This is a genomic window from Ewingella sp. AOP9-I1-14 (assembly GCF_052375995.1).
Taxonomy (GTDB): domain Bacteria; phylum Pseudomonadota; class Gammaproteobacteria; order Enterobacterales; family Enterobacteriaceae; genus Ewingella; species Ewingella allii.
Genome location: NZ_JBQSVA010000002.1, coordinates 895,764 through 921,772 on the forward strand (window position 1 = coordinate 895,764; position 26,009 = coordinate 921,772).

Sequence of the window (26,009 nt, forward strand, 5' to 3'; positions counted from 1 at the left end):
GGGTGAGGGAACATATGCAGCAATCAAATTCGAAGCAAAATCTGTCTGTAATGGATGCGGCACACTTCTCCACCGAGGTGCTGTTTTCAGAAGAAGAAACCATGGGGCAGATCGTCGTTGAGATTTTAACGGCTGGCAGAAATCTTAACCGTAAAGCACTGTGCGATAAGCTGTTAAACCGAATTGAAACCGCCAAGTCTGGCGAGCAGGAAAAACACTATTTAGCCTGCCTGCAGCTGGTACTTGAGCGCGACGCCTAGAATCAAACCACTTTGAGATGTTGGCACGACCGTATTTCCTCTTGATGCACCGTCATTCCCCATTAACGCACGTGCGTTTAGGGAGAGGGGCTAGAGAGCAACTCTGAGCCTGACACCGATATGCGTTTGTCCAGGTAAGGCATTAGAGGTCATTACTATGTTTAGAAGTGAAGATGAAAAACTGACGGACCTGCTTCTGGGCGAAGCCGTCGTCGCCCTGCTCAAGTCTAAGAGCGCCATTTCCATTGAGCGTCTTCTCACCCAGCTGCAATTTATGGCTGGCCGCGAGAATGACCCTCAACGGAAACGGATGTGCGAACAGGTCATAAACGAGATCCGCCACGGTGCGAAAGACCAGCAGGGGCGGTTCACTTACGAAATCTACAGCACGGACAACGTGCGACACTTTTTTAATGCTGAAGGGCCATCCGATGAACGTAAAAAGCACTAACACCACCGATTTGGATATGCTTGAGCACCAAGACACCAACGCCACGCGAGGCATGGGGTCAATTTCCGACGAAGTCACACAGCACCATGTTTACCAACACTTTGCTAAATCAGGAGATATGTACTCCTCCGAAACTGAAGCGCTGGGCGGCGCCATCCGCGCCATCTTGGCCCAGCGCGGCAAAGTGACGAATAAAGACATTATTCTGCATCTGATCATGCAGCTTGAAACTACCAACGATGTTGTTCAGCTCGACATCCTGCGCAACGCGCTGGAACTGGTGGTCGGCATTACGCCTGACGACGCGGTGTTTTAATCGCGGGCGCAGCCCAGCGTTATTGTAAACGCATCCCAACATTAGCCATTTTTGGACAATGTTGGGATGCGTTTTTTGTTTAATCCTCCCTCTCCTTCGATCACTCTCTGCCCCACTCCTCGCGCCACAAACAACTCCAAAAACAACCGTTTATACATCAGTGACAACCTTAAACTTTTCGTGCCCCCCCCCTTTAACACCTCAATTGCAGGCAGAATAAAATCAGAGCGGTGTTTATGACATTTTTGTCATTCAGCCGTCATTCATTGGCCCTTGTTGGTTTGGCAGGATAACAGCGTGCGAAGCTGTCACCGTCCAAAACAATAAAAATTTGTGCCCTTATCCTGCTGTGAGGAAACACCATGCTGATCCTTATCCTTGCCTACCTCGGTGGCGTGCTGACCATCGCCAGCCCCTGTATTTTACCCGTGCTGCCCTTCGTGTTTGCGCGTTCAGACCAATCCTTCGCCCGCACCGGCCTGCCTTTATTGGCGGGGATGGCGCTGACCTTCACGCTGGTGGCGACGCTGGCGGCAGTGGGCGGCGGCTGGGTGGTGCAGGCTAACCAATATGGTCGCTGGCTGGCGCTGGTGCTGATGGCGGTGTTTGGCGTCACGCTGCTGTTCCCAAGCATTGGCGAACGCATGATGCACCCGCTGGTATCAGCAGGAAATCGCATGACCAATGCTCTGACCGTCGGCAAGAAGCCGCAGGTCGGTACATCATTTTTACTCGGCATCGCCACCGGCCTGCTGTGGGCACCCTGCGCGGGACCGATTTTAGGCTTGGTGTTGACCGGCGCGGCGCTGCAAGGGGCTAACGTTGGCTCAACCTTGCTGCTGCTGGCCTACGCGGCGGGGGCCGTGACGTCATTGACGCTGGCCCTGCTGATTGGCGGCAAAGTGTTTAGCGCCATGAAACGCTCTTTGGGCGCAGGCGAGTGGATCCGCCGGGGCTTGGGTGCCGCAATGCTGCTCGGCGTGGTGGCAATCTCCCTCGGGCTGGATACCGGCGTGCTGGCGCGCATTTCCACCGCCTCTACGGGGGGCTTCGAGCAGAGCTTAATCAACAAATTCGGCGCCAATGGCCCTGTTAAAACCGCCTCGGTCAGCACTGAAAACGGCGCGCCGCTGCTGGATAACCAAGGCCCGATGCCTTCCCTCGACGGCGCGGTACAGTGGCTGAACTCGCCGCCGCTGACGGCGGAGTCTCTGCGCGGCAAGGTGGTGCTGGTCGATTTCTGGACCTACTCCTGCATCAATTGCCTGCGCGCCCTGCCCTACGTTAAAGCTTGGGCGGACAAATATCGCGATCAGGGCCTGGTGGTGATTGGCGTCCACGCGCCGGAGTTCGCCTTCGAGCGCGACATCAATAATGTCACCAAAGAAGCGCAGAAGCTGGGCATCGACTACCCGATTGCTATCGACAACAACTACAGCATCTGGCGCGCCTTCAACAACCAATATTGGCCTGCGCACTACTTTATCGACGCCAAGGGGCAGATTCGCCACAGCCACTTCGGTGAAGGGGATTACGCCCAGTCCGAGCAGGTGATCCAACAGCTATTGCGCGAAGCGGGAGCCAAAAACGTCACCACCACCCTCAGTCAGGTGCAGGGTCAAGGCGTCGAGCAGGCGGCTGACCAGAACAGCGCCCCACTCTCTCCAGAGACTTATTTGGGTTATATGCGCGCCGAGAACTTTGTCTCAGAGAGCGCGGTGAGCGATGCCCCGGCGGATTACACCCTGCCAACGCATCTGGATTTGAACTCGTGGGGGCTGGCAGGTCGCTGGACCATCGGCGGCGAGAACATTCAACTGAATGGCCCGGCCGGGCGCATCTCCTACCAGTTCCATGCGCGTGATCTGCACTTTGTGCTGGGTCCGGGGAAAAACGGCAAGCCGGTGCATTTCAAAGTGCTGCTCGACGGCAAAGCGCCGGGCGCGATGCACGGCACGGATATCTCTCCAGAAGGTGACGGCGTGGTGACTGACCAGCGTTTATATCAGCTGATCCGCCAGTCGGATAATCAGGGCGACCACAGCTTCACCATTGAATTCTTAGACAGCGGCGTGGCGGCTTACGCCTTCACCTTTGGTTAAAAACCTGCGAGGCAACCCGAATGCAAACGACTCATAAACGATTTTCTTCCCTGCGCCGATCCGGTGTCTGGGGCATCTTTATCGCCATCACCGCGCTGATGTGGTGCAGCATTGCCTGGTCCTTTGGCGGCGCGGAAGAGGCCGTCGCCATTGCCCCGCCGGTGCAAAACGAAGCGCCTGCTACCACCTCGCACAGTGAAACCGCGCTGTTCGCCGGTGGCTGTTTCTGGGGTGTCGAAGGGGTATTCCAGCATGTGAAAGGCGTAACCAACGTGGTGGCGGGTTACACCGGCGGCACGGCGTTAACGGCAGATTATGAAACTGTCAGCAGTGGCAAAACCGAGCATGCCGAGTCGGTGCAGGTGACCTTCGACCCGACGCAGGTTTCCTACGGCGACCTGCTACAGGTTTTTTTCTCCGTGGCGCACAACCCTACCGAGTTGAACCGTCAGGGGCCGGACAGCGGACCGCAGTATCGCTCGGCGCTGTTCCCACTGAGTGCATCGCAGGAGAAAGTCGCCAAGGCGTACATCGCCCAGTTAGACGCCAGCCATGCGTTTTCTAAGCCGCTGGTGACGAAAATCGAAAGCCAAAATCACTTTTATCCGGCAGAGGATTACCACCAGAACTACATGACGCTCAACCCGGACAACCCTTATATCGCCATCAACGATATGCCGAAGCTGGCTCAGTTGAAGAAACTGTTCGCCTCGCGCTATCAGGATGATCCGGTGCTGTAATGTAAGTGTTTAGCAGCAATAACAAGGGCGCAGTCGGCAATTCCGGCTGCGCCCTTTTTGTTTGGCGCGTTTAGCGCAGCCGATTAACGGCTGGCAAACTGCTGGATAAGCTTAGGTAAGTCGGCTGGCGGCGGGAATTGCTGGTAGCTGTGGGCGGCAGGCGTGCTGGCCCAAGGCAGCTTCTCGCTGGTCCAGGTTTCCATAAAGGGTGGCAAATCTCGCAGGTCGTCGAACATCACCGTTTTGACAATCACAATGGTTTCAAAGCCGGTTGGTCGGCTGAACAGCCAACTTTTGCAATGGCCGCAGTGATAGTGATTGGACTCTCCGTGTAGGCCGCCAATCTCAGGCTCACCGCGCGTGACGGCAAAGGCGTCGGCGGGGACTAAAGCTCCCATGGAAAACGCGCTAGAGGTCATACGCTGGCAGCCGGTGCAGTGGCAGGCGGCGGTCATGATTGGCGGGTGGGTGATGGTCAGCTCCACCTTGCCACAGCGGCAGTGGCCTCTGTGGCTAACGTTTTGTTCGGACATGGTTTTTCCTTTTCACTGCAAACATGTTCAACCTCAAGATGCTCTTAGTATTACAAACTTTTAAACAAAAGCATGGACCTAAGATTAATCGTATGAGGACGATCACGCACTGCATAAAAAGAGGCTGCCGAGGCCTACTGATAACTGACCTTATTGGTACACAAGAACGCCAGGTGCACGTCGTGGCCGTCATTGCTTTCGCCGGTGATGTCGTACTTACCGCCGCAGAAGTCGTGGACTTTCTTAAAGGTGTCCTGTCGGCGGCTACGCTCTAGCGGCGGCAGGATTGACGTGGTGTAACTGGCTTCGCCGGTGATGCCGCTGGCGTTGAGTGGCCGGTAAACCGACGCGCCCACTGGCTTATCAATGCTGGAACAGCCCGCCAGCAGGCAGGCGGCAATCACCAAAAGGCTGTGAGGTTTCATAATCATTCCAAATAAAGTGAGCACTCTCTAAAGAGTAGATAACGGCAGCAATCAGATTAACTTGAATTCGTCCCTTCTATCACGCTGATAGCGAAGAAAGATGTTGCGCCCCATTCCCGTATTTTTCATTCAGTGGCAATATAGTTACAAACGGAATTATTCAAATTCACAATGAGTCAAACTATCGATGCGCACCCTGCTGTTTTTGCTGAGTGGCTACCTGCTGCTGGCACTGTTTTATCTGGTGGTTAAATTATTTTCGCGCCGCACTCCCGCCCTGAATGGCTGGGGGCTGTGGACATTTATTGTGGTGTGGCTGGGCGTGGCGCTGGCGAACATGCTGGGCGGCGTGCTGCAAGCGGGCTACGGCGTGGGCGAAGAGTTACCCATTATGCTGCTGATCTTCCTGCCTCCGGCGGCGCTGGCGTTCTATCTTTGGCGTAGATCGCTGGAATAAGCCGGGCAAAATCACCTTTCCCGTCATATTGAGTGAAACGGTGAGTAATCTGACGGGTTAAGTGACTCACGTCGGCGGCATTCTCTTTATACTCATGGCTCACAGTCACGCTCTGTCGGGGAAGTCTCGCCCCCGGCTTATAAAGGATTTACCCATGAAATTGACCAGCCAAAGTTTTGAGAATGGTGCCGCTATTCCCGGCCAATTTGCTTTTGCCGTACCGGATGCCGCTACTCATCTGACGCTTTCCAGCAATAAGAACCCGCATCTGGCCTGGAGCGACGTACCGGCCAACACCCAGTCATTCGCACTGGTATGTGTTGATCCGCACGTGCCGACCAGCCTCGACAATGTGAATCAGGAAGGCAAAGTGGTGCCCGCCTCCCTGCCGCGCGCCGACCTGTTCCACTGGGTGTTAGTCGATATTCCTGCCGACCTGCGAGACATTGCCGCAGGCAGCCACAGCGACGCCGTCACGCCAAAAGGTAAACCGGCGCTGCCTGCCGAGTCGGCAATGCGCCACGGCATTAATGGCTACACCGCGTGGTTCGGCGATGACGAAAACATGGGGGGCGACTACCACGGTTACGACGGCCCTTGCCCGCCGTGGAATGATGAAATCGTTCATGATTACGTTTTCACCCTTTACGCACTGGACATTCCACATTTGGAACTGCCAACCAAGTTCTACGGCCCGGACGCACTGGCCGCGCTGGAAGGCCACGTTCTGGCCTCCGCCAGCCTGACCGGCACTTACAGCCTGAACCCGAACGTGCGCTAAGCCTTTAGGCAGGAGAGAGAATGCAGCCTTCAAATCAAGAAAATAGCAGCGCTCCCCTGCCCGTTCAGTGGCCGGCTGACCACAGCCGGCTATTTTCCATGGCTCAGCCCTACTTGCAGCACCCACACCAAATCGCCGATTTTCGCTTTTTCGAGCCGTCGATCCTGCTGGTGCGTTCAGGGCAATTGACCCTGCGCCATCAGCAAAACGCTTTCCTCCAGCTGGATAACGCCGAGCATCTTGTAGTGGTTGCCCAGCACACGCTGACCCACGTCAGTAAGCGCCCCGATGCCGAAAAAGGCTTTTTCTCTTCCCTCTATCTGGGGTTTTCTCCCGCCGTGATCGCCGCGTTTTACCGCGATCACTCGGCGCTGGTCGCAAGCCTTACGCCACTGGCGGGCTTCAAAACTGTGCCACTGGATGATGAACTGCGCGACACCTTAGAGCACTGCCTGCGCGGCATCGGCAATGACGCACAGCCGCTGCCCAGCCCCGCCGTGCAGCAGCATCGCCTGACCGGCATCTTGATTGCGTTGGCCGAACGCGGCGTGCTGTTTATGCCGCGATCCTCAGAACCGCTGAGCAGTAAACTGACCGCGCTGATGTCCGCCGCTCCCGAATTTGCCTGGACGGCGGCCAGTGCCAGCCAGCAGTTGGCGATGAGCGAAGCCACCCTGCGGCGGCGTTTGGTGGAAGAGCAAACCAGCTTCCGCACTCTGTTGCAGGACATCCGTATGCACCACGCCATGACCCTGCTGCAAACCACCCGCTGGAGCCTGTCGCAGATCGCCGATGCCTGCGGCTATCGCGCCAGTTCGCGCTTCTCCCTGCGTTTTAAACAGCGTTTCGGTTGCTCACCGGCCGACATACGCTAAGACACAATCCAACCATTTCCTGCGGCCTAAAAACCGCATAAAAAAATGGCTCCGCGCAGTGCGGAGCCATAACCTTGTAAAATCAATTTCCCCAATGATTTATTTCATCAGAAGAACATTCTCGCCAGTTCTGCGCCCGGATCTTCCGCACGCATAAAGGCTTCGCCCACCAGGAAGCTGTTGACCTTGGCTTCGCGCAGGCGGATCACGTGTTCGCGGGTCGCAATGCCCGACTCAGTGACCACCATGCGATCTGACGGCAGCTGAGTCAGCAGGCTAATGGTCGTTTCAATGGTGGTTTCGAAAGTGCGCAGATTGCGGTTATTGACGCCAATCAGCGGCGTGGTCAGCTTCAGCGAACGCTCCAGCTCTTCGGCGTCGTGTACTTCCACCAGCACCGACATCCCCAGCTCGTGGGCCTGCGCTTCCAGCTCCTGCATCTGAGCATCTTCCAGCGCGGAGACAATCAGCAGGATACAGTCAGCGCCCATTGCACGCGCTTCCAGCACCTGATAAGGGTCAACCATAAAGTCTTTGCGCAGCACCGGCAGGCCACAGGCGGCACGGGCTTCGGCCAGATAAGCCGCGCTGCCTTGGAAGAACTGCTCATCGGTCAGCACTGACAGGCAGGCTGCGCCGCCCTTCTCGTAAGAAGCGGCAATCTCTTGGGGAATGAAATTCGGACGAATCAAACCTTTCGAAGGACTGGCCTTTTTCACCTCGGCAATCACCCCCGCCACGCCCGCGTCGCGCTTACTGCGCAGAGCCGCCACAAAGTCACGGTGATTTTGCTGGGCAGCCTGCTCGGTAAGCTGCGCCACGGAAACCGCTTTTTTCGCTGAGGCGACTTCTTCACGCTTCACGGCGATGATTTTGGCAAGGATGTCTGACACGGTACTCTCCAGATTCAGGTGATAGGTCTTAGAAATTTTGATTATGCGTAGGGTCGGCATCACGAATGCCTGCGCCGCAGTATATCAATCGACTGCTTCAGCGCCACTCCCCAGCTTACTGCCGATTTGTGACAAAAGTGTTCAAAGTAAGCTGCTGATAAAACATTATTATTTGAATATTCCCCGCGCAAATAACTCCCACACGCTTTGTTGCAGATAATTACATTGCCGCCATAAGCCCGGAGCCAGTAACAGCATAGAGTGGGTTGTTTTATACACAATTTCACGACCCACTCTACTTATTCATATAGGGCCACGACTTTGAACACATCCTCACACTCTGCCTCCCTCGAAGCTCAGCCGGAATGGCTGCAAACCCGTCCCGGCGAATCTTGTTTGATCCGCGTTTCTGCTGAGGAAACCGGCGGGCTTTACTCAGTAGTCGAAATTATTTCGCAGCCCGGCGACGGTACCCCGCTGCACGTGCATGCCAATGAAGATGAATACGCGCTGGTGCTGGAAGGTACCGCGCGCATTGCCTATGGCGATGAAGTGATTGATGCCAAAACCGGCGACAGCCTGCTGTTAAAACGAGGTATTCCCCACGCGTGGGCCAACCGAACTGACCAGCCGATACGACTGTTGATGACCTGCACGCCGGGGGGCGTCGAAATTGCCCTGCGGCTGATCGCCGCGCAGGATTTCGAGCGCCTTGGCGCGATAGGTGAAAGCCTCGCCGTCACCGTGCTTGGCCCAACGCCGTTCTAATCCTTTCACACCTGAGAGTGCCGTTAGACCTGTCGCGGCGGCACTCTCTATTCATCAGACATCACAAAACCTCGACCCAGGTTACACATTCGACCCGCCAAAAAAAGGAACTAAATTCCTCACCCGCCACTAACAAAGACACTCCCCTACAGGTGCAAGAACTATGTTTTCCTCCATCGGTCAATCGAACCGAATTCAGTACACGCCGCAGATCGTTCGCGGTGGCATTCATCCCTTTATCAAAATCAGGCCGCCGGTGAATGACCCGGTCAAAATGCTGGCGACGCTGTGTAAAGACAACAAAGTCACCTACTTGGGTGATGTCCACGGCCAGTGTTTTATTCCCGAGTTAGTGGGTAGATCGGCTAAAGAGCTGAAACAGGCCGGGGTCGATTTACTGGCCATAGAATTCGTTAAATATAGCGACAACGCGGCGTTCCGCGAAGCACTGGCTGGCGGCAAAAACGCCATCAAAAACTTCATCTACAATGCTTGGGCACCGATGCACGGCGAGGCTTGGGTCGACAGCATCGCCAGCGCACTCGCTGAAGTGCATAACGCCGGGATTGCCATCGCGGGGATTGACCGCCATATGGCGGGCGGCGCGCCGAAAAACCCAATGGAAGCCATCAGCTACATGAACAGGCGATTAGCCTTGAATATTGCGTGGAACGCCGCGGCGGAGAGGGAGGAGCGTGCGATTGGCGCGTCAAAAACCTTGGTTTGGGCGGGCACCGGGCACTTCGTCAATAGCTTCGAAAATGGCCCTAAAGACATGCGCCCCGGCCCTGTGGTCGCCTTTGCCAACACTCAGGGAGGCACGGGCTGCTCGCTCAATGACAGAGATGACAATAGCCACGTGCTGATCCACTATCGGCGCCAGCCACGTGCCTAAGCAGTTTGCACAATGCCGCCACGGGCGTGGCGGCACATTTGCTGCGTTCAACGGCGTTTAGACATCTTTAAAACGGCCATACAGCCCCGGATTGCTGCTGACTTTTTGGTTGTACTCGCGCACTACCGACATTTTCCCCGCCAGCTGGCTGCTGCTCATGGCATCGAAAGAGGTCGGCTGATGATAACCATCGGTATACTTCAGGCTCGGGTCAGCGGACAGGCTGCGCACGTCATACAGCTGTAAGCCTTCCGCCAGATCCTTCACCAGCGCACTCGGAATAAGACGAATCTCTCAGATTATTTTCGACGGAAATTCCATAGTTCTAAACATCTTGGTGTTTCAATACCGAGATTTACATACTTTGATGATTCCATTACATCGTAGATTTTAAAGAAAGAGATAGCATCTGAATCAGTGTGTTGAGGCTCATTGAGCAGAGGGAAGCTATGCGTTTCAAAGCAATATTTCTAACTACATTATTTACCATGGGCGTGGCCAACGCCGCCTTCGCCGACAGCTGCCAGAAGAACATTTTCGACGGCTACGACTGCACCTATGACAACGGCACCACCTCCACCAGCCAGAAAAATATCTTTGGCGGATTAGACACCCGTTACAGCGACGGGCGCAGCTCCAGCAGCCAAGCCAACATCTTCGGCGGCCAAGATACGCGCTTTAGCGATGGCACCACGTCCAGCAGCCAGTCGAATATTTTTGGCGGACAAGACACCCAAAACAGCGACGGCAGCAGCTCCACCAGCCAAGCCAATATCTTCGGCGGCCAAGATATCCGCTACAGCGACGGCCGCTCCTCGAGCAGCCAGGAAAATATCTTTGGCGGGCAGGATACGCGGAATGATTAAACCAATCCCCCAAACAACCTCCCCCGCAATGTCTCCGGCGTTGCAGGACGGGGTTTCACCCGACCTCGGGTGGTTAATTCTGGCATGACGAACTGCACGAAATCTTCGAAACTGCCGGGGCTGATGGCGTAACCGAGGTTGAAACCGTCGACGCCGGACTGGCTTGCGAAGCTCTCTAGCTGGTCGGCAATGGAGCTTGGGCCGCCGACCAAAGTGGGATGTAATCCGCCAATACCGATGTAGCGCGCGGCTTGGCGTAGGGTCCATTGGCGACCGGCATCAATGCGCGTCAAGCTAGCAAGCGCCGAGCGGCAGGCGTCGGTTTCAATATATTCCAGCGGGCGGTCGAGGTCGTACTTTGACCAGTCGACGCCGGTCCAGGCGGAAAACAGCGCCAGCGCCGCCTCTTCGCTGATGTACTGCTGGAAATCCTCATACCGCGCCTCGGCCTGCTCATCCGTCGCGCCCGTCACCACGGTTACGGCGGCGATAAACCGCAGCGAGTTAGGGTCGCGGCCCATCTCTGTCGCCAGCGTGCGAATGGTGGCGATATCTTTGCGAATGGCCTCGGGCGTCAGCCCGGCCATAAATACCACTTCGGCATTGGCGGCGGCAAATTGGCTGCCGCGCGAAGAGGTCCCGGCCTGAAACAGCACCGGCGTGCGCTGCGGGCTGGGCTCGCTCAGATGGGCGTCCGGCACCTGATAATAGCGCCCGTGATGTTGAATCGGGTGCACCTTGGCGGGGTCGGTATAGACTCCGGCGGCTTTATCGCGCAGCACCGCGCCCTCCTCCCACGACGACTCCCACAGCTTGCGCGCCACGTCGAGAAACTCCTGAGCGCGGTCATATCTTTCGTCATGAGGAAGCTGCTGGGTCAGCCCCAAATTGCGCGCGGCGGAATCCAGCATAGACGTCACCACATTCCACGCCACCCGGCCATTGGTCAGATGGTCGAGGGTGGTGAATTTGCGCGCCAGCAGGTAAGGCTGCTCATAGGTGGTGGAGACCGTGATGCCGAAACCCAAGTGGCGAGTAGCCGCCCCCATGGCTGACACCAGCAGCATCGGGTCATTAACTGGCATCTGCGCGGCATGGCGCAGAGCAGCGTTCGGCTGCTGCTGGTAGACGTCGAGCTGCCCGAGGGCGTCGGCGATAAACAACGCGTCAAAGCCCGCGTCGTCCAGCAGTTTGGCGATTTCCACCCAGTAATGAATATCGGTATAACGATGCGCCTGATCCTCAGGGTGCCGCCACAGCCCGGCGGAAATATGTCCCACCACATTCATCATAAAACCAAACAAAATAAAGGGCCGCTGGCCGCTTTGATTGCTCATGGCTTGTTCCTCAATGTTTCTGGCGAGCACTGAGCGCGCCCGCCGCCAGCACCACGAAAATCAGCACGCCGGAAGCCACCTGCTGCCAGTAGAAATTCCAGCCGATCAGCAGCAGCCCGTTGGCGACAAAGCTCAGCAGGATCACCCCGAGCAGCGTGCCCGGCACGTTGGCGCGGCGCGAGCTGGAGAAAGTGGTGCCGATAAACGCCGCGCCGATGGCATTCAGCAGATAGGCATTCCCCGACAGCGGCACCCAAGCTTTAACGTTAGAAGCCAGCATCAGCCCGACCACCCCGGCAATCACCGCGCCGAGCACAAAAGCCACGGCGGTCAGGCGTCCGACGCCAATCCCCGAGTAGCGCGCGACGCTGGCCTGCGTGCCGATAAAGGTCAACGCCCGTCCATGTCGGGTGCGATGCAGTAATAAATGCAGCACCAGCGCCAGCACCAGCACGTACCACAGCGGCAGAGGAACGCCGAGCAGCGCGCCGTGGCTGATGGCCGAGAAGCCATCCGGTAACACCTGACTTAACAGATAGATAGGCTGGCCGCCGTTGGAAGATAATTGTTGCACGCTCTGGCCGATAAACAGCGTGCCGAGGGTGGCGAGAAAAGGCTCGACGCCCAGAATCGCCACCAAAAAGGCGTTAAACAGCCCAACGCCGAGGGCCGCCAGCAGCGCCGCGAACAGCGCAATTGGCAGCGCCACCTGATGCAGCACCAGCGTCACCAGCACCAGACAGGCGAAGTCGATGGAGGTGCCAATCGACAAATCCACCGCGCCCATCGAGGTGACCAGCGTCATCGCCAGCGCGGCAATCGCCAGCGGCGCGACGTTATTGAGCAGCACGCTTTCGATATTGCTCAAAGTGAAAAAGCCCGGCGCGAACAGGCTGAAAAACACCAGCAGCGTGGTAAACGTCAGAATCAATAAAGTGCGCAGCAGGTTGCCGCCCCCTCTGCCAGTGGCGGAATGGTTGACAGGTGCAGATAGCTCAGACACGGACTTTTCTCCTCTGCTGACGCTGGCGCAGCACGGCGGTCAGCGACACTACCAGCAGGATCAGCAAACCCTCGACCCCGTTTATCCAGTAGCTTGAAATGTTGATTAACTGAAAACCATTGGCAATCAGGCTAAGAAACAGCGCGCTAACCAGCGTCCCGCCGACGGTTGGCACCAAGCGCCGTGAGAACACCACGCCGAGCAGCGCCGAGGCGATCACCATCAATAAACTGTCATTGGCTCCCGGGGAACTGCCGCTGAGTAACGTCACGGAAGCCAGAGAAGCAATCCCCGCCGCCAGCCCGCAAAGCACGTAACTCGCCGCCACGTAGCGCGACACCGACAGCCCCTGCGCCCGCGCGGCGATCGGGTGGCTGCCCACCGCCTGTAGCCGCAGGCCAAATGAGGTGAAGTGCGCCAGCACGATAAATACCAGCGCCACTCCGGCAAAAATCCACGCCAGCCACGGCAGCGCCAGCGGCCCCGCGCCAATCAAAGTGTCAAACAGCGGGCCGCTGACCGGTACCGTGGCGTTCTCGGTGAGCACCATTTCCAGCCCGATGGCGATGTTCATGGTGGTCAGCGTGGCCAGCAGCGGCAAGATGCGCAGCCAGACCACCGCCAGCGCGTTAAGCAGCCCCAGCGCACCGCCGCTGAGCAGGGCCAGCAGAATGGCGGAACCGATGGGCGCGCCGTGGCTCAGTTGGGTGGCGAACACCGCGCCGCTCAGCCCCATGTTGGCCGCCACCGACAGGTCAATGCCGCCGGTCAGCGAGTGGCTACCGCCGCCGCTCAGTACCAGCGTCAACCCGAAAGCCAGGGTGCCGGTGACCACCGTCTGTTGCAGCACGTTGCCCAGATTGCCCGCTGTGAGGAAGATCGGCGACAGAAACACAAACACCGCCAGCACGGCGATGATAATCAGCAGCGCGCCGCCCTGTAGCCAGTGGGCGCTGCGCTCGGATTTCGGCGCGGGCGGCGCGGCATCGGCCACTGTCTCGCGCGACGTTAATTCACTCATATCACCTCTCCTTCAGAGGCCAAAACTGCTTCTTCCAGCACCGCGCCAGAGGCCCAGGCGAGGATTTCATGGTGGTCGGTGTCGGCTCCTTGCAAGGATTTCACCAGCCTGCCGCGCGCCATCACTAGCACCCGGTCGCACAGCGATTGCAGCTCCAGCAGGTCGGTGGAGAAAATCACCACCAGCGCCCCTTTGGCCGCCAGCCGTTGCAGCGCCTGATAAATTTCGGCTTTCGCGCCAATATCCACCCCGACCGTCGGCTCATCCAGTAAGTAGACCTGCGCGTCAGTGTTGAGCCACTTGGCCAGCACCACCTTTTGCTGATTGCCCCCCGACAGCGAACGCAGCGGCGCCTCTGGCCCCGGCGTGCGAATGCCTAAATCGGCAATATTGGCCGCCACCAGTTTTTGCTCGCGGGCGCGGTCGACAAACAGCCCTTTAACCAGCGAACTCAGGCTGGTCAGGGCGATGTTCTCCCGCACGCTGAGTTCCGGCGCGATGCCGTTGGCGCGGCGGTCTTCCGGCACAAAGGCAATGCCGCGTTTAACCGCGTCGCGTGGCGAACGGGGTAAAAAAGCGTCTCCCGCCAGCTCGATCCTGCCGCTGATGCCGCTCTCCAGCCCGAACAGCGAGCGCACCAGCGCCTTGCCGCCGGAGCCTAGCAGGCCGGTGACGCCGAGGATCTCCCCGCGATGCGCCGTAAAGCTCACCGCCGAAAAACGCCCCGCCGCCGCCAGATTACTCACCTTGAGCAGCACCTCGTCGCGGCGATGCGTCTGCCGCTCGACCAGCGATTTTTGCTCGTCGCCCAGCATGTCGGTGATCAGCCGCTGGGTGGTCACTTGGCTGACATCGTGACGCGCCACGTCCTGCCCGTCGCGCAGCACGGTCACGCGCTGGCACAGCTCGCTGATTTCGTCGAGATAGTGCGAGACGTAGAGAATGGCCAACCCGCGCTGGCGCAGGGCTTTGATAGCGCGGAACAGCGACGCCACCTCATGGCGGGCCAGCGCGGCGGTTGGCTCGTCGAATACCAGAATGCGCGGCGAGTGGCGCAGCGCACGGGTGATCTGCACCACCTGCTGCTCCGCCACGCTGAGGTCGCTAATCAGGCTGTCGGGGTTAATGTGCAGGCCGAAGTGCTGCTCGATGGCGTCGCGGGCGATGCGCCGCAGGCGACGACGGTTGACCAGCGGCAAGCCGCGCAACGCCGTCTCTTCCCCCAGCAGTAGGGCTTCGGCGACGGTTAAGGTTGGCGCGAGCAGCCGCTCCTGATGGACGATTTCAATGCCGTGCGCCTGCGCCACGCGGGGGGAATCTATCCCCACCGCCTGCCCGGCGAGCGAGATCTGCCCGTGGTCGGCGCGGTGTAGGCCACCCAAAATTTTAATCAGCGTCGACTTGCCCGCACCGTTGTGACCAATCAGGCCGTGGATCTCCCCCGAGCGCAGCTCGAGGGAGACGTCACGCAGTGCCGGTACGCCGTCAAACGCCTTGCTGATGTGATTAAGCGCCAGCAGTGGCGACTCATTTTGCATCGGTCTGGCCCAAGGTTTTCTGCGCCTCGGCGGCGTTTTCTTTGGTCACCACCAGCGCAGGCACGTAGGTGGCTGGCGGCAATGAGGTGTCACCCGCCAGATAGCGCGCGGCGTTCTGCACCGCCGTTTTACCGATCAGGTAAGGCTGCTGCGCCACCACGGCGGCGGCGCTGGATTTCGGATCTTTCACCAGCGAAACCACGTCCGGGCTGCCGTCCACGGCGTAAGTTTTGATTTCAGAGCGCCCTGCGGCATCCACCGCCTGCGTCGCGCCAATCTGCGGCACGTCCCACGCGGCCCAAATCGCCTGCACCGAGCCTTTCGGGTATTTGTTCAGCAGCTGGCTGATTTGCGCATAGGCATCCTGCACGGTGTTCGGGATCACGTCGCGCAGCTCAGGCTCGATGATTTTGATTTTCGGATACCATTTCAGCACGGCTTTCAGCTGGTCATAGCGCATCGCCACCACCGGCACGCCGTAGAAGCCGTTGAACACCAAAATGTTGCCTTCGCCGCGCAGGTCATTCACCAGTTTCAGCGCCAGCTGCTCGCCGATGTAGAAGTTGTCCGAGGTGGTGACGTTGATGCTCGACGGACTGGCGGTGTCCACGGTAAACAGCGGGATCCCGGCGGCGCGGATCTTCTTCAGCCACGGCTCAAGCACCGAAGCCGTGCCCAGCGTTTCGATAATGGCGTCCGGCTTTTGGGCGATCAGCGTCTGAATTTGTGAGATTTGCTGGGCTTCTTTGCGGCCGCCGTCCAGCGCAATCGGAATACCGCCGAGGCGTTTGACTTCATCCACTTGCCCCTGATAAGCCTTTAAGTCCCAGTAGTGGTCGGTGCCCGCCACGGTGATGCCGATGCGCTTGCCTTTCAGCGACGGCACGTCTTGATCATCGGCATGGGCCGGGAGCGTCAGCAGCAGCATGGCGCTGGCGACCAGCGCCGCAGAGGTTTTTAAGCCGTGTTGCAGCCACGATTTTTTATTGGTTTTTTGTTTTGCCATCATCTTAGTTAACCCTGATTGGTGTTGTTGTTTTAAAAGTCGGCAGGTATTGGCCCGCCGACATTGCTAGAAAAAGTGCTGATCACTCGCCGTTGCCGATCTGCCAGATAAACGTCGGTTCGGCGCGGTTAACTTCCCAATCGCCGACGTTGCGCGTTTTGTAGATCACCGGGTTGTGCGACGAAATGGTGCGCGCGTTGCGCCAGTGGCGGTCCAGCGACTTGCTGATACGCGTGTCGGAAGCCCCCAGCGCGTTAAACAGCTCGGTCGCCGCGCGCGGCACCAGTTCGGTGGCGATCACCTGCGCCTTGGCGGACTCCACCTCGGCAATGATATTGGCCTGCTTGATCAAGGCTTGGTCGCCGCTGGTATGCAGCTCAAAGGCTTTTTGCAGCGAATAGCTGGCCTGCTGCACCGCCGCATCGACCGCCCACGCCCAGCTGGAAAGTTGCCCCACCACCTGCAACACCTGCGCGTCGTGGCGCACCTGCTTGGCGTTGCCGTGGCTATAAACACGTTTACGGCTGGCGACGGCCTGCGCCGCGTCGCGGGTAATGGCTCGGGCAATACCCGCCAGCGTCACCAGCAAGATTTGCTGGTAGTAGGCCGTCTGGTAGGTGAAGCGCTCGCTGAAGTCGTAGACGTGCGGCGCTTCCACCCTGGCCTGCTTGAAGCGGGTACTGCCGCTGCCGGTCAGGCGTTGGCCGAAACCGTCCCAGTCGTCGTCACGCTCCACGCCGTCCTGATGGGTGTTGACCAGCACAATCACGTCGCGGGCGTTGTCCGAGCGCTGGGCGTAGACGTCAATCCAGTCGGCGTACAGCGTGCCGGTGCTGTAGAACTTCTCGCCGTTGAGCGTCCAGCCGTTCTCCTCGGGGGTGACTTTGGTCAGCACTTCGCCCAGTTTCAGGTTGCCGATTTCCGTCCAGCCGCTGCCCACCAGCTCGCCGTCGGCAAAGCGACGGAACCAGCCGCGACGCTCCTCGCTGTCGGGCTGGTTCAGCCGGTCTTCGATAAACGCGAAGTGCGCCCGCAGGGCCTGCGGCAGGTTGGAATCCGCCTCGGCCAACTCGGTGAGCAGCAGGAACAGCTGGGGCAAGGTGGCACCTAAACCGCCGTCCGCCACCGGAATGCGCACGGTGCCGAAACCGGCCTCTTTCAGCCAGCGCAGCGGCTCCAGCGGCAGCGTGCGGCTGTTTTCGCGCTCAACAACCCCTTCGGCGATGCGGGCGAAAATCGGGCGGAAACGCTCCGCCAGTGCGAGGTATTCAGGGGTGGTGGATTCAGACATGGTATTCTCCAATTTCTGGTTGTGAATCAATATCCTGGCGGGTTGGCTCAAAGCGAATAACCAACAGGAAGACGATAGGAATGATGGCGCTCAGGGAAACTATCCAGAACATGTTGGTGCCGAAACGGGCTTGCAGGATCGGCAGGATAAACAGCGCCGCCGCGCTGCCAATGCCAGACAGCGAGCGGCCAAAGCCGACGCCGGTGGCGCGAATGTGGGTTGGGTAAGAGAGTGCCGGGTAGATCATTAACTGCGCGCCCGGCCCAAAGCCTTCGGCAAACAGCCACAGGCCGAGCATGGCGATGGCGAAGACCACGCCGAGCGCCGCCTGCGGGTGACCAATCAAGGCCAGCGCCACCAGGGCGACAAACTGCAAAGCAAAACCGGCGATGGCCACGTGGCGCGACGGGTATTTCCACGCCAGACGCATACCCAGCAGGCCGCCAGTAAAGGCAAACAGCGCGTTCAGACCGAGGGAGGCCGAAATGGTTTCGAACACGCCCGCGCCGAGGAACTGCGCCAGAATCGACGGCAGGAAGAAGGCAATGGCGGTGTATTCAAAAGAGATGCAGACGTTCATCACGCCGGTGACGATAGTGCGTTCGCGGTATGGCTTCTGGAACAACACGCGGAAACTGACTTTTGGCGGCGCTTTCCTCTCGACTTCCGGCTGCTCCGGTTTGGCCTCGTGAGCCAAAATGCCGTAAGAGTCACGCAGAATGCGCACCGCGCCGGTCAGGTCCCCTTGGTTGGCGGCCCACAGCGGAGACTCATTCATAAACTTGCTGCGCACGGCGATGATCAGCAGCGCCGGAACCGCGCCAAATAGCAGCGAGGCGCGCCACAGCCAGTCGATATGCTCTTTTGGCAGCAGGAAGTAGAGCGCGAAGATAATGAAGAAGCAGGCCGACGAGGCGGCGTACCACATCGGGCACCAGGCGGCTAAGCGCGCGGCTTTATTGCCCTTGCCAGTGAATTTGGAAAACTCCGCCAGATAGGCCATCGCCACCGGCAGGTCTATCCCAACTCCAACGCCCATCAGGAAGCGCGCGCCAATCAGCACCCAGACGTTGGGCGCCAATCCGGCGGCAATCGCCGACACCACGAAGAACAGCATGTCGGCCATAAACACCGAGTAGCGGCCATATTTGTCGGTCAGCCAGCCGCCCAGCAGGTTGCCAACGATGGTGCCAATCATGATGGAAGAGGTCACCAGGCCGGTGAGCGTGGGCGTCAGGCCGAAGTCTTTCACCACGTCGTCAATGCCATAGGACAAGGTGGTCAGGTCATAAGCATCAAGGAACACGCCGCCGAGCGCCAAAAAGACAATCCAGCGCGCGTAGCTGTTTTTACTGGTACTGCTATTGATCAAATTCGCCACGTCGCTGACGGAACGAACGGGTGTTGAATGCGACAGCGGAGACGTTACGTCGCCGTCAAGATTTATCGTGCTCATCATACCCTCTTGTTTTTTATTGGCAGGTGATACGAGGATTTATAGAGGGAATAAAGGCGGAAAACAAACAACAAAAATGGCTATTAAAATTAACAAATTCAATAAGTTAAATGTTAATTTCAACAAACACAAAAGCCGGATTAACCTAGGGCTAATCCGGTGAGAGCAAAGGTAAAATCCAGAATTTAGTTGGCTGAAACGGGCACTAAAACATCCTTCACCAGTGGGTCAGTGGTCTCTTTCAGCCACTGCTGCAACCTTGGATCGGCAAAGGCTTTTTTCAGCTTCACGATATTTTCGTCATTCAAATAAGGCGTGCCGATAACCAGCTGTGAGGCGAAGGTTTTCGGCGCAGGCGGGAACAGAATGCCTTTGTCGCGCGGCACCTTACCGGCGTCGAATTCCGAGACATAGCCAATGGCGGCGTCCACCGAGTTCAGCACGCGCGGCATGGTCAGCAGGTCCAGCTCTTTGAACTTGAAGTTGTGCGGGTTCTGCTTGATGTCTTTCAGCTTGGCGGTGCGCGGCTCGACCGCCGGATCCAGCCCAATCAGGCCAATGCGCTGCAGCAACCACAGCGCCTGCCCCTGATTGGCACCGTCGTCCGGCACCACGATCAGCGCGCCGTTTGGCAGGTCAGACACCGAGCGGTAGCGATCGGAGTAGATCCCAAAGGCCCACTGGAAAATCGGCAGAGCCGAGGTCAGCTGGAACTTGTTAGCATCCACCACCTGCTTGAGCCACCACTGGTGCTGATACACCGTCGCGGCGTACTGCCCTTCTGCCACCGCGCGGTCCGACTGCACCGGATCCTGCAAGCCGACGGCCTCCAGCTTGATGCCGTAATCCGGCGCGATGTGCTCACCGACGTACTGAATAATGTGCTCTTCCCCGGCCATCGCCGGTTCGAAATGCACTTTCAGCGTGGTGCCAAAGGTCACGGCGCCGCTCTTCTGCGACGCGAAGTGCCAACCCAATCCGGCAATCACCACCACTGCGATAGCGGCCACTGGCCACGGCCAGCTTTTCTTCTTTTTAATTTCAAAATCGTGCTGTGTCATGATGCGTAAGATCCCTTGGAGTGTTGCAACGCGGTGACCAAACGATCACCAATAAATTGAACCAGTTGAATGGTGGCGATCAGCACCACGATGGTGGCGATCATGATGTGGTTGTCGAAACGCTGATAGCCGTACACCACCGCCAGATAGCCAATACCGCCCGCGCCGATGGTGCCGGCGATGGCCGAATACTCGATCATTGAAATCACATTGAGCACGATGGCCGCGACGATGGCGGGCAAGGCTTCGCTTAGCTGGGCATGAACGATGATTTGCCAGGTTGAGCCGCCGGACACCAGCCCGACCGCCGTGACTTCAGACGGCAGTTCGCGCAGGGCGTTTTCCAGCAGACGGGCGAAAAACGGCGTCCCGGCCACGACCATGGGGATCACCGCCGCCGGGATGCCGATGGTGGTGCCGGTCAGCCAGAAGGTAAACGGAATGATCGCCGCCATCAGCACCAGAAACGGCAGCGATCGCCCCATATTGACTATCCAGCTCAGGGTGCGGTTGATCCCCGGACGCGGAAACAGCCCGCGACGCGAAGTGTTAAACAGCACAATGCCCAGTAGCCCGCCGAGGGTGACCACAAACAGCATCACGATGCCGACCATCAGCCAGGTTTCCAAATAGGCCGGGAGCATCAGCGTATGCAGCTGGCTCCACGGCGTGTCCTGACTCATTACATCCACCGCGGGCTTCATACTGCCTCCTTGAATTCGCTTTGGCTTTCAATCAGTTCGGCATTAATTCCCAACTGGTAAAGCTGCTGAATCAGCACCTGCAAGCCGACCGGGCGCTGGTTGAAGCGCACGCCAACCCGCATTCTTCCCGCCAGTCTCTCCCCCACTTGCTCGACGTGCGCCGCCAGCACGTCCACCTGAATCTGGTGCTGCTGGCTGACCTGACTGATCCAGTCGGTGGCAATCGCCCGGTCGCCGTAGGTCAGCTGCAATTGCAGGTCGCCATTGGCCGCCAGCGGCTGCAACGGAAACAGCTGCTGGCCGATACGTGAACCCGGCGTCGCCAGCAGTTCACGCAGTGAACCTTGTTGAAGCAGCTGGCCGTCGCGAATTTCTGCCACGGCGTCGGCGGCGCGGCGCACCACGTCCATCTCGTGAGTGATTAAAATGATCGACAAACCAAACTGCTCGCGCAGTTGCTTGAGCAGGGTCAGAATCGAGGTAGTGGCGTCAGGATCCAGCCCCGAAGTGGCCTCATCCGCCAGCAGCACCGAGGGTTTCAACGCCAAGGCGCGGGCAATACCCACGCGCTGACGCTGGCCGCCGGAGAGCTGCGACGGGTAGTAGTGCGCCTTTTCGCTCAGGCCGACGCTGTCCAGCAGTTGGCCGACGTGGCGCTTGATGTCGCCCGGCACCACGCCCAGCCACTCCAGCGGCAGCGCGATGTTTTCCCACGCGGTTTTGCGTTGCAGCAGCGCCGAGGACTGAAACACCGTGCCAATGGCGCGACGTTCGCGGCGCAGAGTTTCCCCTGACAGCCGCGACAGGTCTTCGCCATTGACGCGAATGCTGCCAGAAGTCGGCTTTTCCAGCAGGCTGATGCACTTCGCCAGCGTGGATTTCCCCGCGCCGCTCGGGCCAACCACGGCGGTGATTGAGGCGTCGGGCACGGTGAGCGAAATGCCTTTCAGCACCTCAACCACCTTGCCGCCCGGCGCGCCGTACTGTTTATGCAGATTGTCGATTTCAATCATGACGCCACCTCGCCCCCGACCGGGATTTCGCTGTTAGAAGTGCGACGGTAGCTGGCGCCCGGATGCGGAGCCGCCAGACGCGGGCCTGCGCCGAACAGTTTTTCGCGCAGGGTGCCTGGCTGGTAATCCTTCTTGTAGACGCCGCGCTTTTGCAGCTCGGGGATCAGCAGTTCAACCACGTCAGTAAAGCTTTCGTGAGTCACGGCGTAGGCCAGATTGAAGCCATCGACGTCGGTCTCTTCCACCCAGCTTTGCAGCTCGTCGGCCACGGTTTCCGGGCTGCCGACCAGCAGCGGGCCAAAGCCGCCAATGCCAACCCAGTCGGCCAGCGCCTGCACCGTCCACTGGCGATCGGGGTCGGCGGTAGAGAAGGTTTCCACCGCCGATTGAATGGCGTTGGTGTGGATGTGCTTGAGCACCTGATCCGGCTGGTACTGGCTGAAGTCGATGCCGGTCCAGCCGGAGATCAGCGTCAGCGCACCTTCATAGCTCACCCAGCTTTTGTATTCATTCCATTTGGCCTGCGCGGCTTTGTCGGTTTCGCCGACGATCACCGTTTGCAGGTTGAAGATCTTGATGCTGTAAGGGTCGCGGCCCAGCGCGGCGGCGCGCTGGCGGATATCTGCCACCAGCTTTTTCAGCAGCACTTTGGACGGCGCGGCGACAAAGACGCACTCGGCGTGTCCGGCGGCAAAGTCTTTACCCCGGCTCGACGCCCCGGCCTGATACAGCACCGGCGTGCGCTGCGGCGAAGGTTCGCACAGGTGAATGCCCGGCACCTGGAAGAAGGTGCCCTCGTGGTTAATTGGGTGGATTTTGCTCGGGTCGCTGAAAATACGGCGCTCGCGGTCGCGCAGAATCGCGCCCTCTTCCCAGCTGCCTTCCAGCAGTTTGTACACCACCTGCAGGTATTCGTCGGCGTAGTCATAACGCGCGTCGTGATCGGTTTGCGCCTTGTAGCCAATGTTGCGCGCGCCGCTCTCCAGATAAGAAGTGACGATATTCCAGCCCACGCGGCCTTTGGTCAGGTGATCCAGCGTCGAAAGGCGGCGTGCAAAAGGATACGGGTGCTCAAACGATAGCGAGGCGGTCAGGCCAAAACCGAGATGCTCAGTCACCAGCGCCATCGGCGTCACCAAGGCCAGCGGATCATTGACCGGCACCTGTGTCGCATGGCGAATGGCCGCGTCGTTGCTGCCGTTGTAGACGTCATACACCCCGAGCACGTCGGCGATAAACAGGCCGTCGAACTTGCCGCGCTCCAGCAAACGCGCCAGATCTGTCCAATATTCCAGATCCTTGTATTGCCATGAACGGTCGCGCGGATGGGCCCAAAGCCCCGGCGACTGGTGGCCGACACAGTTCATATCAAATGCGTTAAGGCGAATTTCACGTTGCGATGACATAGCGTTACTCCATTGGAGACGTGGTCCGGCCGAGCCGCCCGCGTCCTCATTTTTATGTTTAAAGGGATAGTTCGAAAATTCGATAAATCAGCAGGTTTTAAGCGAAGCCGGACATCGCCCGTCGGCAGAAAGTGATTGCGGTTCAAGCAGTTGGTGCGCCAGCGACTCGGCGTGTTCGGCCACCTGCGGCAGCCCCATCAGTTCGCCAAAGCGACCGCGCGCCGCCGGGCCGACCACGTGCAGATGCGGATTGGCCTCGCCATGCAGATTCACCGTTTGCGAGTGCCGGTTGACCAGAATGCCCAGCGCCAGCGGGTCAGGCTGAATCAGGCCGTCGGCCGCCAGCTGTTGCAGCAGCGCGTCGCTTTCCAGCAGCGCGCCGTGGGCCGGGCCGGTGGTGACGATGATTTTATCGACCAGCAGGCTTTGCGCCGCCGCGCCGCGCGGTTGCAGGGTCAGCCGCACCTGCTCCCCTTCGGCGCTGACCTGTTGCAGCCTTGCCGCCAAGACCTGTAAGCGCCCGTCGGCCTGCGACTGGGCCAGCACCGCGCTGACCTGCGGCGCGATGCGATAGCGATGAACGTCCCACCACGGGCGCAGGTGGCGCAGAAAACGTTTTTGCTCTTTCAGCGACAGCCGCTGCCAGATGTGCTGGCCGTTGCCGCGCATATCATCCAACACCAGTTGCCACGGCAGGTTGGAGGCCGCCGCCTGCGCCACTTCCTGACGAACGCGGTGCAGCCAGCCGCGGGCGGTGTCGGCCTGCGGGCGCTGATAGTCCAGCGTCCATAGCGGGAAATCGCCACTCAGATTGGGCCGCGGCAGCTGACCACGTCGGGAGAACGCCAGCACCCTGCCGCGATGCCCCTGCCGGTAAAGCGAGGCCACCACGTCAGACATAGTCAAACCGGTGCCGATGATTGCCACCCGGTCCTGAGGCTGCACCGCCGCCAACGCGTCGGCGCGCCACGGGTTGGCAATCAATGCCGGATGCTGGCCCAGCGCGTGGGCAATCGGCTTGGGCACTGCCGGTGGCGGATGGCTGATAGCCAGCACCACCTCATCAGCCTGATAAACCGCGCCCGACGCCGTCACCACGCCGCCGTGGCGCAGGGCCACCGCGTGGTCGCGCACGTGAGTGAGCTTCACAGCCGAATGCTCGGCGGCTTTGTCGAACTGCTCGGCGATATAAGCCCCGAACTGGCCGCGCTGCGGATAGACTTTTCCATCCTGCCATTGGGCGTCTGGGTCAGCCGGAAAGGCCTGTGAGGCGCGATACCAGCGGTCAAACTCGCCCTCTTCGGCGGCAGAAAGCTGCATTCGCGAGGCGGGAACGTTGATGCGATGCGCCGGGTCTTGGGTGCCATAAGCCACGCCGCGAGCCAGCGCGGGGCGCGGCTCAATCACCGTCACCTGCAAACCGGCCGCGCCGCGACGGGCCAGATGAATGGCTAACGCGGTGCCGGTAAACCCGCCGCCCACAATCACAATGTGACGTTCAGCCATGATCTTGCTCCTCTTAACTGGCGCTGGAATGCTTAACCGGGCGACGGTCGCCGCCGATGGTTTCGCCAAACGGGCCAGTGTTTACCGTGCGCTGGCGCTTCTCCGCGTTGGAGGCCAGCGGCAGCAAAGGCATGACTAAATCGGCGAACTGGTGAGCTTCTTCCAGATGCGGATAGCCGGAAAGGATGAAGTTTTCGATGCCCAGCGCCTGATATTCGCGGATGCGCTCGGCCACCTGTTGCGGGTTGCCGACCAGCGCGGTGCCTGCGCCGCCGCGTACCAAGCCAACGCCAGCCCACAGGTTCGGACCAATCACTAAGCCCTCACGCGAACCGCCGTGCAGCGCGCTCATGCGAGCCTGCCCGGTGGAATCCATGCGGGCGAAAATCTTCTGTGCGGCGGCAATGGTGTCGTCATCAAGATGGGAGATCAGGCGGTCAGCCGCGGCCCACGCCTCTTCTTCGGTTTCACGCACAATCACGTGCAGGCGAATGCCGAAGGTCAGTTTGCGACCCTGCGCTTCGGCGCGCTGGCGCACCACGGCCAGTTTTTCCGCCACCTGCTCCACCGGCTCGCCCCACGTCAGGTAGGTATCAATCTGGTTGGCCGCCACGTCGATGGCTTCTTCGGAAGAGCCACCAAAGTAAAGCGGCGGGCCATTTTCCTGCACCGGCGGGAACAGCACTTCGGCCCCTTCGACGCGAATATGCTCGCCGTTGAAATCAACTTTTTCGCCTTTCAGCAGGCGGGAATAGACGTCAAGAAATTCGCGAGTGACCTGATAACGCTCGGCGTGGCTGAGGAAAATGCCGTCGCCTTTGTTTTCTACCGGGTCGCCGCCGGTGACGACGTTAATCAGCAAGCGGCCTTCGGAGAGGCGATCCAGCGTGGCGGCCATGCGCGCGGCGAGGCTTGGCGGCTGGAGGCCCGGGCGAACCGCCACCAGATAGCGTAAACGCTTGGTGATAGGGGCCAGCGCCGAGGCCACCAGCCATGAGTCTTCGCAGCTTTTGCCGGTTGGGATCAACACGCCGTAGTAGCCCAGATTGTCGGCAGCAATGGCAACCTGCTGTAAATACGGCAAGTCGACTGCGCGCCCGCCTTCGGTGGTGCCAAGGTAGCGGCCATCACCGTGAGTGGGCAAAAACCAGAATACGTTGATGTTGTCCTGCGTTGCGTCGCTCATTATCTCTTTCCTATATAACGATATCTAAATTTATTTGATAGAAAGTTACTGTTTGGTTATAACCCCATGAGCAGGAAGTGTGCCAATCGTGACAATTTAATTTCCTATTTATTATCAGT

At 59.0% G+C, this 26,009-nt stretch carries 28 protein-coding genes; 11 read left to right on the forward strand and 17 right to left on the reverse strand.

All coding sequences use genetic code 11. The features are described 5' to 3' along the window. The first annotated feature begins 14 nt into the window (after positions 1–14). The 5 genes from ycgZ to msrA all read left to right on the forward strand — a co-directional run bounded on the left by ycgZ (position 15) and on the right by msrA (position 3,869). Complete coding sequence (gene ycgZ / locus ACT3RT_RS09325; RefSeq protein ID WP_100937849.1) at positions 15–260, forward strand: regulatory protein YcgZ; 246 nt, start codon at positions 15–17, stop codon at positions 258–260. Between the two features lie 157 nt (positions 261–417). Continuing rightward, complete coding sequence (locus tag ACT3RT_RS09330; protein WP_353501203.1) at positions 418–711, forward strand: hypothetical protein; 294 nt, start codon at positions 418–420, stop codon at positions 709–711. Further along, positions 692–1,027: a biofilm/acid-resistance regulator YmgB/AriR gene (locus ACT3RT_RS09335; RefSeq protein WP_353501202.1), complete on the forward strand. Its 336-nt coding sequence runs from the start codon at positions 692–694 to the stop codon at positions 1,025–1,027. Before ACT3RT_RS09330 ends, ACT3RT_RS09335 begins: the two co-directional genes overlap by 20 nt. Before the next feature lie 362 nt (positions 1,028–1,389). Then, positions 1,390–3,129, forward strand: a complete 1,740-nt coding sequence (locus ACT3RT_RS09340) for a cytochrome c biogenesis protein DipZ (RefSeq protein ID WP_496202852.1) — start codon at positions 1,390–1,392, stop codon at positions 3,127–3,129. Positions 3,130–3,149: 20 nt separating this feature from the next. Then, positions 3,150–3,869, forward strand: a complete 720-nt coding sequence (gene msrA, locus ACT3RT_RS09345) for a peptide-methionine (S)-S-oxide reductase MsrA (RefSeq protein WP_496202853.1) — start codon at positions 3,150–3,152, stop codon at positions 3,867–3,869. A gap of 83 nt (positions 3,870–3,952) precedes the next feature. On the opposite strand, the gene ACT3RT_RS09350 is transcribed toward msrA, so the two are convergent. Together ACT3RT_RS09350 and ACT3RT_RS09355 are read right to left on the reverse strand one after the other, a co-directional pair. Continuing rightward, a complete protein-coding gene (locus ACT3RT_RS09350; protein WP_485901767.1) occupies positions 3,953–4,402 on the reverse strand; it encodes a GFA family protein in 450 nt (149 codons plus the stop codon). A gap of 134 nt (positions 4,403–4,536) precedes the next feature. Then, the gene (locus ACT3RT_RS09355) at positions 4,537–4,827 is read right to left on the reverse strand and encodes a hypothetical protein (protein ID WP_485901769.1); all 291 of its coding nucleotides are present in this window, start codon (positions 4,825–4,827) and stop codon (positions 4,537–4,539) included. Positions 4,828–5,014: 187 nt separating this feature from the next. Between ACT3RT_RS09355 and ACT3RT_RS09360 the strand changes: the two genes are divergently transcribed. From ACT3RT_RS09360 to ACT3RT_RS09370, 3 genes are all read left to right on the forward strand, one after another. Beyond that, positions 5,015–5,284: a hypothetical protein gene (locus tag ACT3RT_RS09360; protein ID WP_154146284.1), complete on the forward strand. Its 270-nt coding sequence runs from the start codon at positions 5,015–5,017 to the stop codon at positions 5,282–5,284. A 154-nt stretch (positions 5,285–5,438) separates the two neighbouring features. After that, positions 5,439–6,065: a YbhB/YbcL family Raf kinase inhibitor-like protein gene (locus ACT3RT_RS09365; protein WP_396130121.1), complete on the forward strand. Its 627-nt coding sequence runs from the start codon at positions 5,439–5,441 to the stop codon at positions 6,063–6,065. 20 nt (positions 6,066–6,085) lie between these two features. Continuing rightward, positions 6,086–6,940: a helix-turn-helix transcriptional regulator gene (locus ACT3RT_RS09370; protein WP_496202854.1), complete on the forward strand. Its 855-nt coding sequence runs from the start codon at positions 6,086–6,088 to the stop codon at positions 6,938–6,940. A 107-nt stretch (positions 6,941–7,047) separates the two neighbouring features. Here the strand turns inward: ACT3RT_RS09370 and trpC are convergent, their stop codons facing one another. Continuing rightward, the gene (trpC, locus tag ACT3RT_RS09375) at positions 7,048–7,833 is read right to left on the reverse strand and encodes an indole-3-glycerol phosphate synthase TrpC (RefSeq protein ID WP_485901776.1); all 786 of its coding nucleotides are present in this window, start codon (positions 7,831–7,833) and stop codon (positions 7,048–7,050) included. Positions 7,834–8,154: 321 nt separating this feature from the next. On the opposite strand from trpC, the gene ACT3RT_RS09380 reads away from it, so the two are divergent. Together ACT3RT_RS09380 and ACT3RT_RS09385 are read left to right on the forward strand one after the other, a co-directional pair. Next, positions 8,155–8,601, forward strand: coding sequence for a cupin domain-containing protein (locus tag ACT3RT_RS09380; RefSeq protein ID WP_496202855.1), 447 nt, complete (start codon positions 8,155–8,157; stop codon positions 8,599–8,601). A 163-nt stretch (positions 8,602–8,764) separates the two neighbouring features. After that, positions 8,765–9,496, forward strand: a complete 732-nt coding sequence (locus ACT3RT_RS09385; RefSeq protein ID WP_496202856.1) for a Type III secretion system effector HopBA1 — start codon at positions 8,765–8,767, stop codon at positions 9,494–9,496. A 57-nt stretch (positions 9,497–9,553) separates the two neighbouring features. Here ACT3RT_RS09385 and ACT3RT_RS09390 read toward each other — a convergent pair whose 3' ends face one another. Further along, entirely contained in the window at positions 9,554–9,763 is a 210-nt protein-coding gene (locus ACT3RT_RS09390; protein WP_353501193.1) for a hypothetical protein, read from the reverse strand. Between the two features lie 182 nt (positions 9,764–9,945). Here ACT3RT_RS09390 and ACT3RT_RS09395 point away from each other — a divergent pair, with 182 nt between their 5' ends. Continuing rightward, a complete protein-coding gene (locus tag ACT3RT_RS09395) occupies positions 9,946–10,362 on the forward strand; it encodes a hypothetical protein (RefSeq protein ID WP_496202857.1) in 417 nt (138 codons plus the stop codon). Here the strand turns inward: ACT3RT_RS09395 and ACT3RT_RS09400 are convergent. From ACT3RT_RS09400 to ssuD, 13 genes are all read right to left on the reverse strand, one after another. Further along, entirely contained in the window at positions 10,359–11,699 is a 1,341-nt protein-coding gene (locus ACT3RT_RS09400) for an LLM class flavin-dependent oxidoreductase (RefSeq protein WP_496202858.1), read from the reverse strand. The two genes, ACT3RT_RS09395 and ACT3RT_RS09400, sit on opposite strands and share 4 nt — an antisense overlap. 10 nt (positions 11,700–11,709) lie before the next feature. After that, on the reverse strand, positions 11,710–12,702 hold the full coding sequence (locus ACT3RT_RS09405; RefSeq protein ID WP_496202859.1) for an ABC transporter permease: 993 nt from the start codon (positions 12,700–12,702) through the stop codon (positions 11,710–11,712). After that, positions 12,695–13,723, reverse strand: coding sequence for an ABC transporter permease (locus ACT3RT_RS09410; RefSeq protein ID WP_486032008.1), 1,029 nt, complete (start codon positions 13,721–13,723; stop codon positions 12,695–12,697). Before ACT3RT_RS09410 ends, ACT3RT_RS09405 begins: the two co-directional genes overlap by 8 nt. Further along, positions 13,720–15,261 (reverse strand): sugar ABC transporter ATP-binding protein, encoded by a 1,542-nt coding sequence (locus tag ACT3RT_RS09415; protein ID WP_496202860.1) that lies wholly within the window; start codon positions 15,259–15,261, stop codon positions 13,720–13,722. Before ACT3RT_RS09415 ends, ACT3RT_RS09410 begins: the two co-directional genes overlap by 4 nt. Beyond that, complete coding sequence (locus ACT3RT_RS09420) at positions 15,251–16,270, reverse strand: sugar ABC transporter substrate-binding protein (RefSeq protein ID WP_353501187.1); 1,020 nt, start codon at positions 16,268–16,270, stop codon at positions 15,251–15,253. Before ACT3RT_RS09420 ends, ACT3RT_RS09415 begins: the two co-directional genes overlap by 11 nt. A gap of 79 nt (positions 16,271–16,349) precedes the next feature. After that, positions 16,350–17,558, reverse strand: a complete 1,209-nt coding sequence (locus ACT3RT_RS09425; protein WP_496202861.1) for an acyl-CoA dehydrogenase family protein — start codon at positions 17,556–17,558, stop codon at positions 16,350–16,352. Next, positions 17,551–19,014, reverse strand: a complete 1,464-nt coding sequence (locus ACT3RT_RS09430) for an MFS transporter (RefSeq protein ID WP_485901947.1) — start codon at positions 19,012–19,014, stop codon at positions 17,551–17,553. Before ACT3RT_RS09430 ends, ACT3RT_RS09425 begins: the two co-directional genes overlap by 8 nt. A 185-nt stretch (positions 19,015–19,199) precedes the next feature. After that, positions 19,200–20,075, reverse strand: coding sequence for a MetQ/NlpA family ABC transporter substrate-binding protein (locus ACT3RT_RS09435; protein ID WP_485901794.1), 876 nt, complete (start codon positions 20,073–20,075; stop codon positions 19,200–19,202). Next, positions 20,072–20,779, reverse strand: coding sequence for a methionine ABC transporter permease (locus tag ACT3RT_RS09440; RefSeq protein ID WP_034787998.1), 708 nt, complete (start codon positions 20,777–20,779; stop codon positions 20,072–20,074). Before ACT3RT_RS09440 ends, ACT3RT_RS09435 begins: the two co-directional genes overlap by 4 nt. Continuing rightward, positions 20,776–21,792, reverse strand: coding sequence for a methionine ABC transporter ATP-binding protein (locus ACT3RT_RS09445; protein WP_486031998.1), 1,017 nt, complete (start codon positions 21,790–21,792; stop codon positions 20,776–20,778). Before ACT3RT_RS09445 ends, ACT3RT_RS09440 begins: the two co-directional genes overlap by 4 nt. Continuing rightward, a complete protein-coding gene (locus ACT3RT_RS09450) occupies positions 21,789–23,198 on the reverse strand; it encodes an LLM class flavin-dependent oxidoreductase (protein WP_100937868.1) in 1,410 nt (469 codons plus the stop codon). The genes ACT3RT_RS09445 and ACT3RT_RS09450 overlap by 4 nt, the downstream gene beginning before the upstream one ends. Positions 23,199–23,285: 87 nt before the next feature. Further along, on the reverse strand, positions 23,286–24,704 hold the full coding sequence (locus tag ACT3RT_RS09455; RefSeq protein WP_496202862.1) for an FAD/NAD(P)-binding protein: 1,419 nt from the start codon (positions 24,702–24,704) through the stop codon (positions 23,286–23,288). A gap of 13 nt (positions 24,705–24,717) precedes the next feature. After that, a complete protein-coding gene (gene ssuD, locus ACT3RT_RS09460; protein ID WP_353501182.1) occupies positions 24,718–25,890 on the reverse strand; it encodes an FMNH2-dependent alkanesulfonate monooxygenase in 1,173 nt (390 codons plus the stop codon). Positions 25,891–26,009 lie beyond the last annotated feature (119 nt).

Bases quoted from the DNA above. Each gene is read 5' to 3' on its own strand.
- ycgZ (WP_100937849.1), top strand. From the start codon at position 15: ATGCAGCAATCAAATTCGAAGCAAAATCTGTCTGTAATGGATGCGGCA.
- ACT3RT_RS09330 (WP_353501203.1), top strand. From the start codon at position 418: ATGTTTAGAAGTGAAGATGAAAAACTGACGGACCTGCTTCTGGGCGAA.
- ACT3RT_RS09335 (WP_353501202.1), top strand. From the start codon at position 692: ATGAACGTAAAAAGCACTAACACCACCGATTTGGATATGCTTGAGCAC.
- ACT3RT_RS09340 (WP_496202852.1), top strand. From the start codon at position 1,390: ATGCTGATCCTTATCCTTGCCTACCTCGGTGGCGTGCTGACCATCGCC.
- msrA (WP_496202853.1), top strand. From the start codon at position 3,150: ATGCAAACGACTCATAAACGATTTTCTTCCCTGCGCCGATCCGGTGTC.
- ACT3RT_RS09350 (WP_485901767.1), bottom strand. From the start codon at position 4,402: ATGTCCGAACAAAACGTTAGCCACAGAGGCCACTGCCGCTGTGGCAAG.
- ACT3RT_RS09355 (WP_485901769.1), bottom strand. From the start codon at position 4,827: ATGAAACCTCACAGCCTTTTGGTGATTGCCGCCTGCCTGCTGGCGGGC.
- ACT3RT_RS09360 (WP_154146284.1), top strand. From the start codon at position 5,015: ATGCGCACCCTGCTGTTTTTGCTGAGTGGCTACCTGCTGCTGGCACTG.
- ACT3RT_RS09365 (WP_396130121.1), top strand. From the start codon at position 5,439: ATGAAATTGACCAGCCAAAGTTTTGAGAATGGTGCCGCTATTCCCGGC.
- ACT3RT_RS09370 (WP_496202854.1), top strand. From the start codon at position 6,086: ATGCAGCCTTCAAATCAAGAAAATAGCAGCGCTCCCCTGCCCGTTCAG.
- ACT3RT_RS09385 (WP_496202856.1), top strand. From the start codon at position 8,765: ATGTTTTCCTCCATCGGTCAATCGAACCGAATTCAGTACACGCCGCAG.
- ACT3RT_RS09395 (WP_496202857.1), top strand. From the start codon at position 9,946: ATGCGTTTCAAAGCAATATTTCTAACTACATTATTTACCATGGGCGTG.
- ACT3RT_RS09400 (WP_496202858.1), bottom strand. From the start codon at position 11,699: ATGAGCAATCAAAGCGGCCAGCGGCCCTTTATTTTGTTTGGTTTTATG.
- ACT3RT_RS09410 (WP_486032008.1), bottom strand. From the start codon at position 13,723: ATGAGTGAATTAACGTCGCGCGAGACAGTGGCCGATGCCGCGCCGCCC.
- ACT3RT_RS09415 (WP_496202860.1), bottom strand. From the start codon at position 15,261: ATGCAAAATGAGTCGCCACTGCTGGCGCTTAATCACATCAGCAAGGCG.
- ACT3RT_RS09420 (WP_353501187.1), bottom strand. From the start codon at position 16,270: ATGATGGCAAAACAAAAAACCAATAAAAAATCGTGGCTGCAACACGGC.
- ACT3RT_RS09425 (WP_496202861.1), bottom strand. From the start codon at position 17,558: ATGTCTGAATCCACCACCCCTGAATACCTCGCACTGGCGGAGCGTTTC.
- ACT3RT_RS09430 (WP_485901947.1), bottom strand. From the start codon at position 19,014: ATGAGCACGATAAATCTTGACGGCGACGTAACGTCTCCGCTGTCGCAT.
- ACT3RT_RS09435 (WP_485901794.1), bottom strand. From the start codon at position 20,075: ATGACACAGCACGATTTTGAAATTAAAAAGAAGAAAAGCTGGCCGTGG.
- ACT3RT_RS09440 (WP_034787998.1), bottom strand. From the start codon at position 20,779: ATGAAGCCCGCGGTGGATGTAATGAGTCAGGACACGCCGTGGAGCCAG.
- ACT3RT_RS09445 (WP_486031998.1), bottom strand. From the start codon at position 21,792: ATGATTGAAATCGACAATCTGCATAAACAGTACGGCGCGCCGGGCGGC.
- ACT3RT_RS09450 (WP_100937868.1), bottom strand. From the start codon at position 23,198: ATGTCATCGCAACGTGAAATTCGCCTTAACGCATTTGATATGAACTGT.
- ACT3RT_RS09455 (WP_496202862.1), bottom strand. From the start codon at position 24,704: ATGGCTGAACGTCACATTGTGATTGTGGGCGGCGGGTTTACCGGCACC.
- ssuD (WP_353501182.1), bottom strand. From the start codon at position 25,890: ATGAGCGACGCAACGCAGGACAACATCAACGTATTCTGGTTTTTGCCC.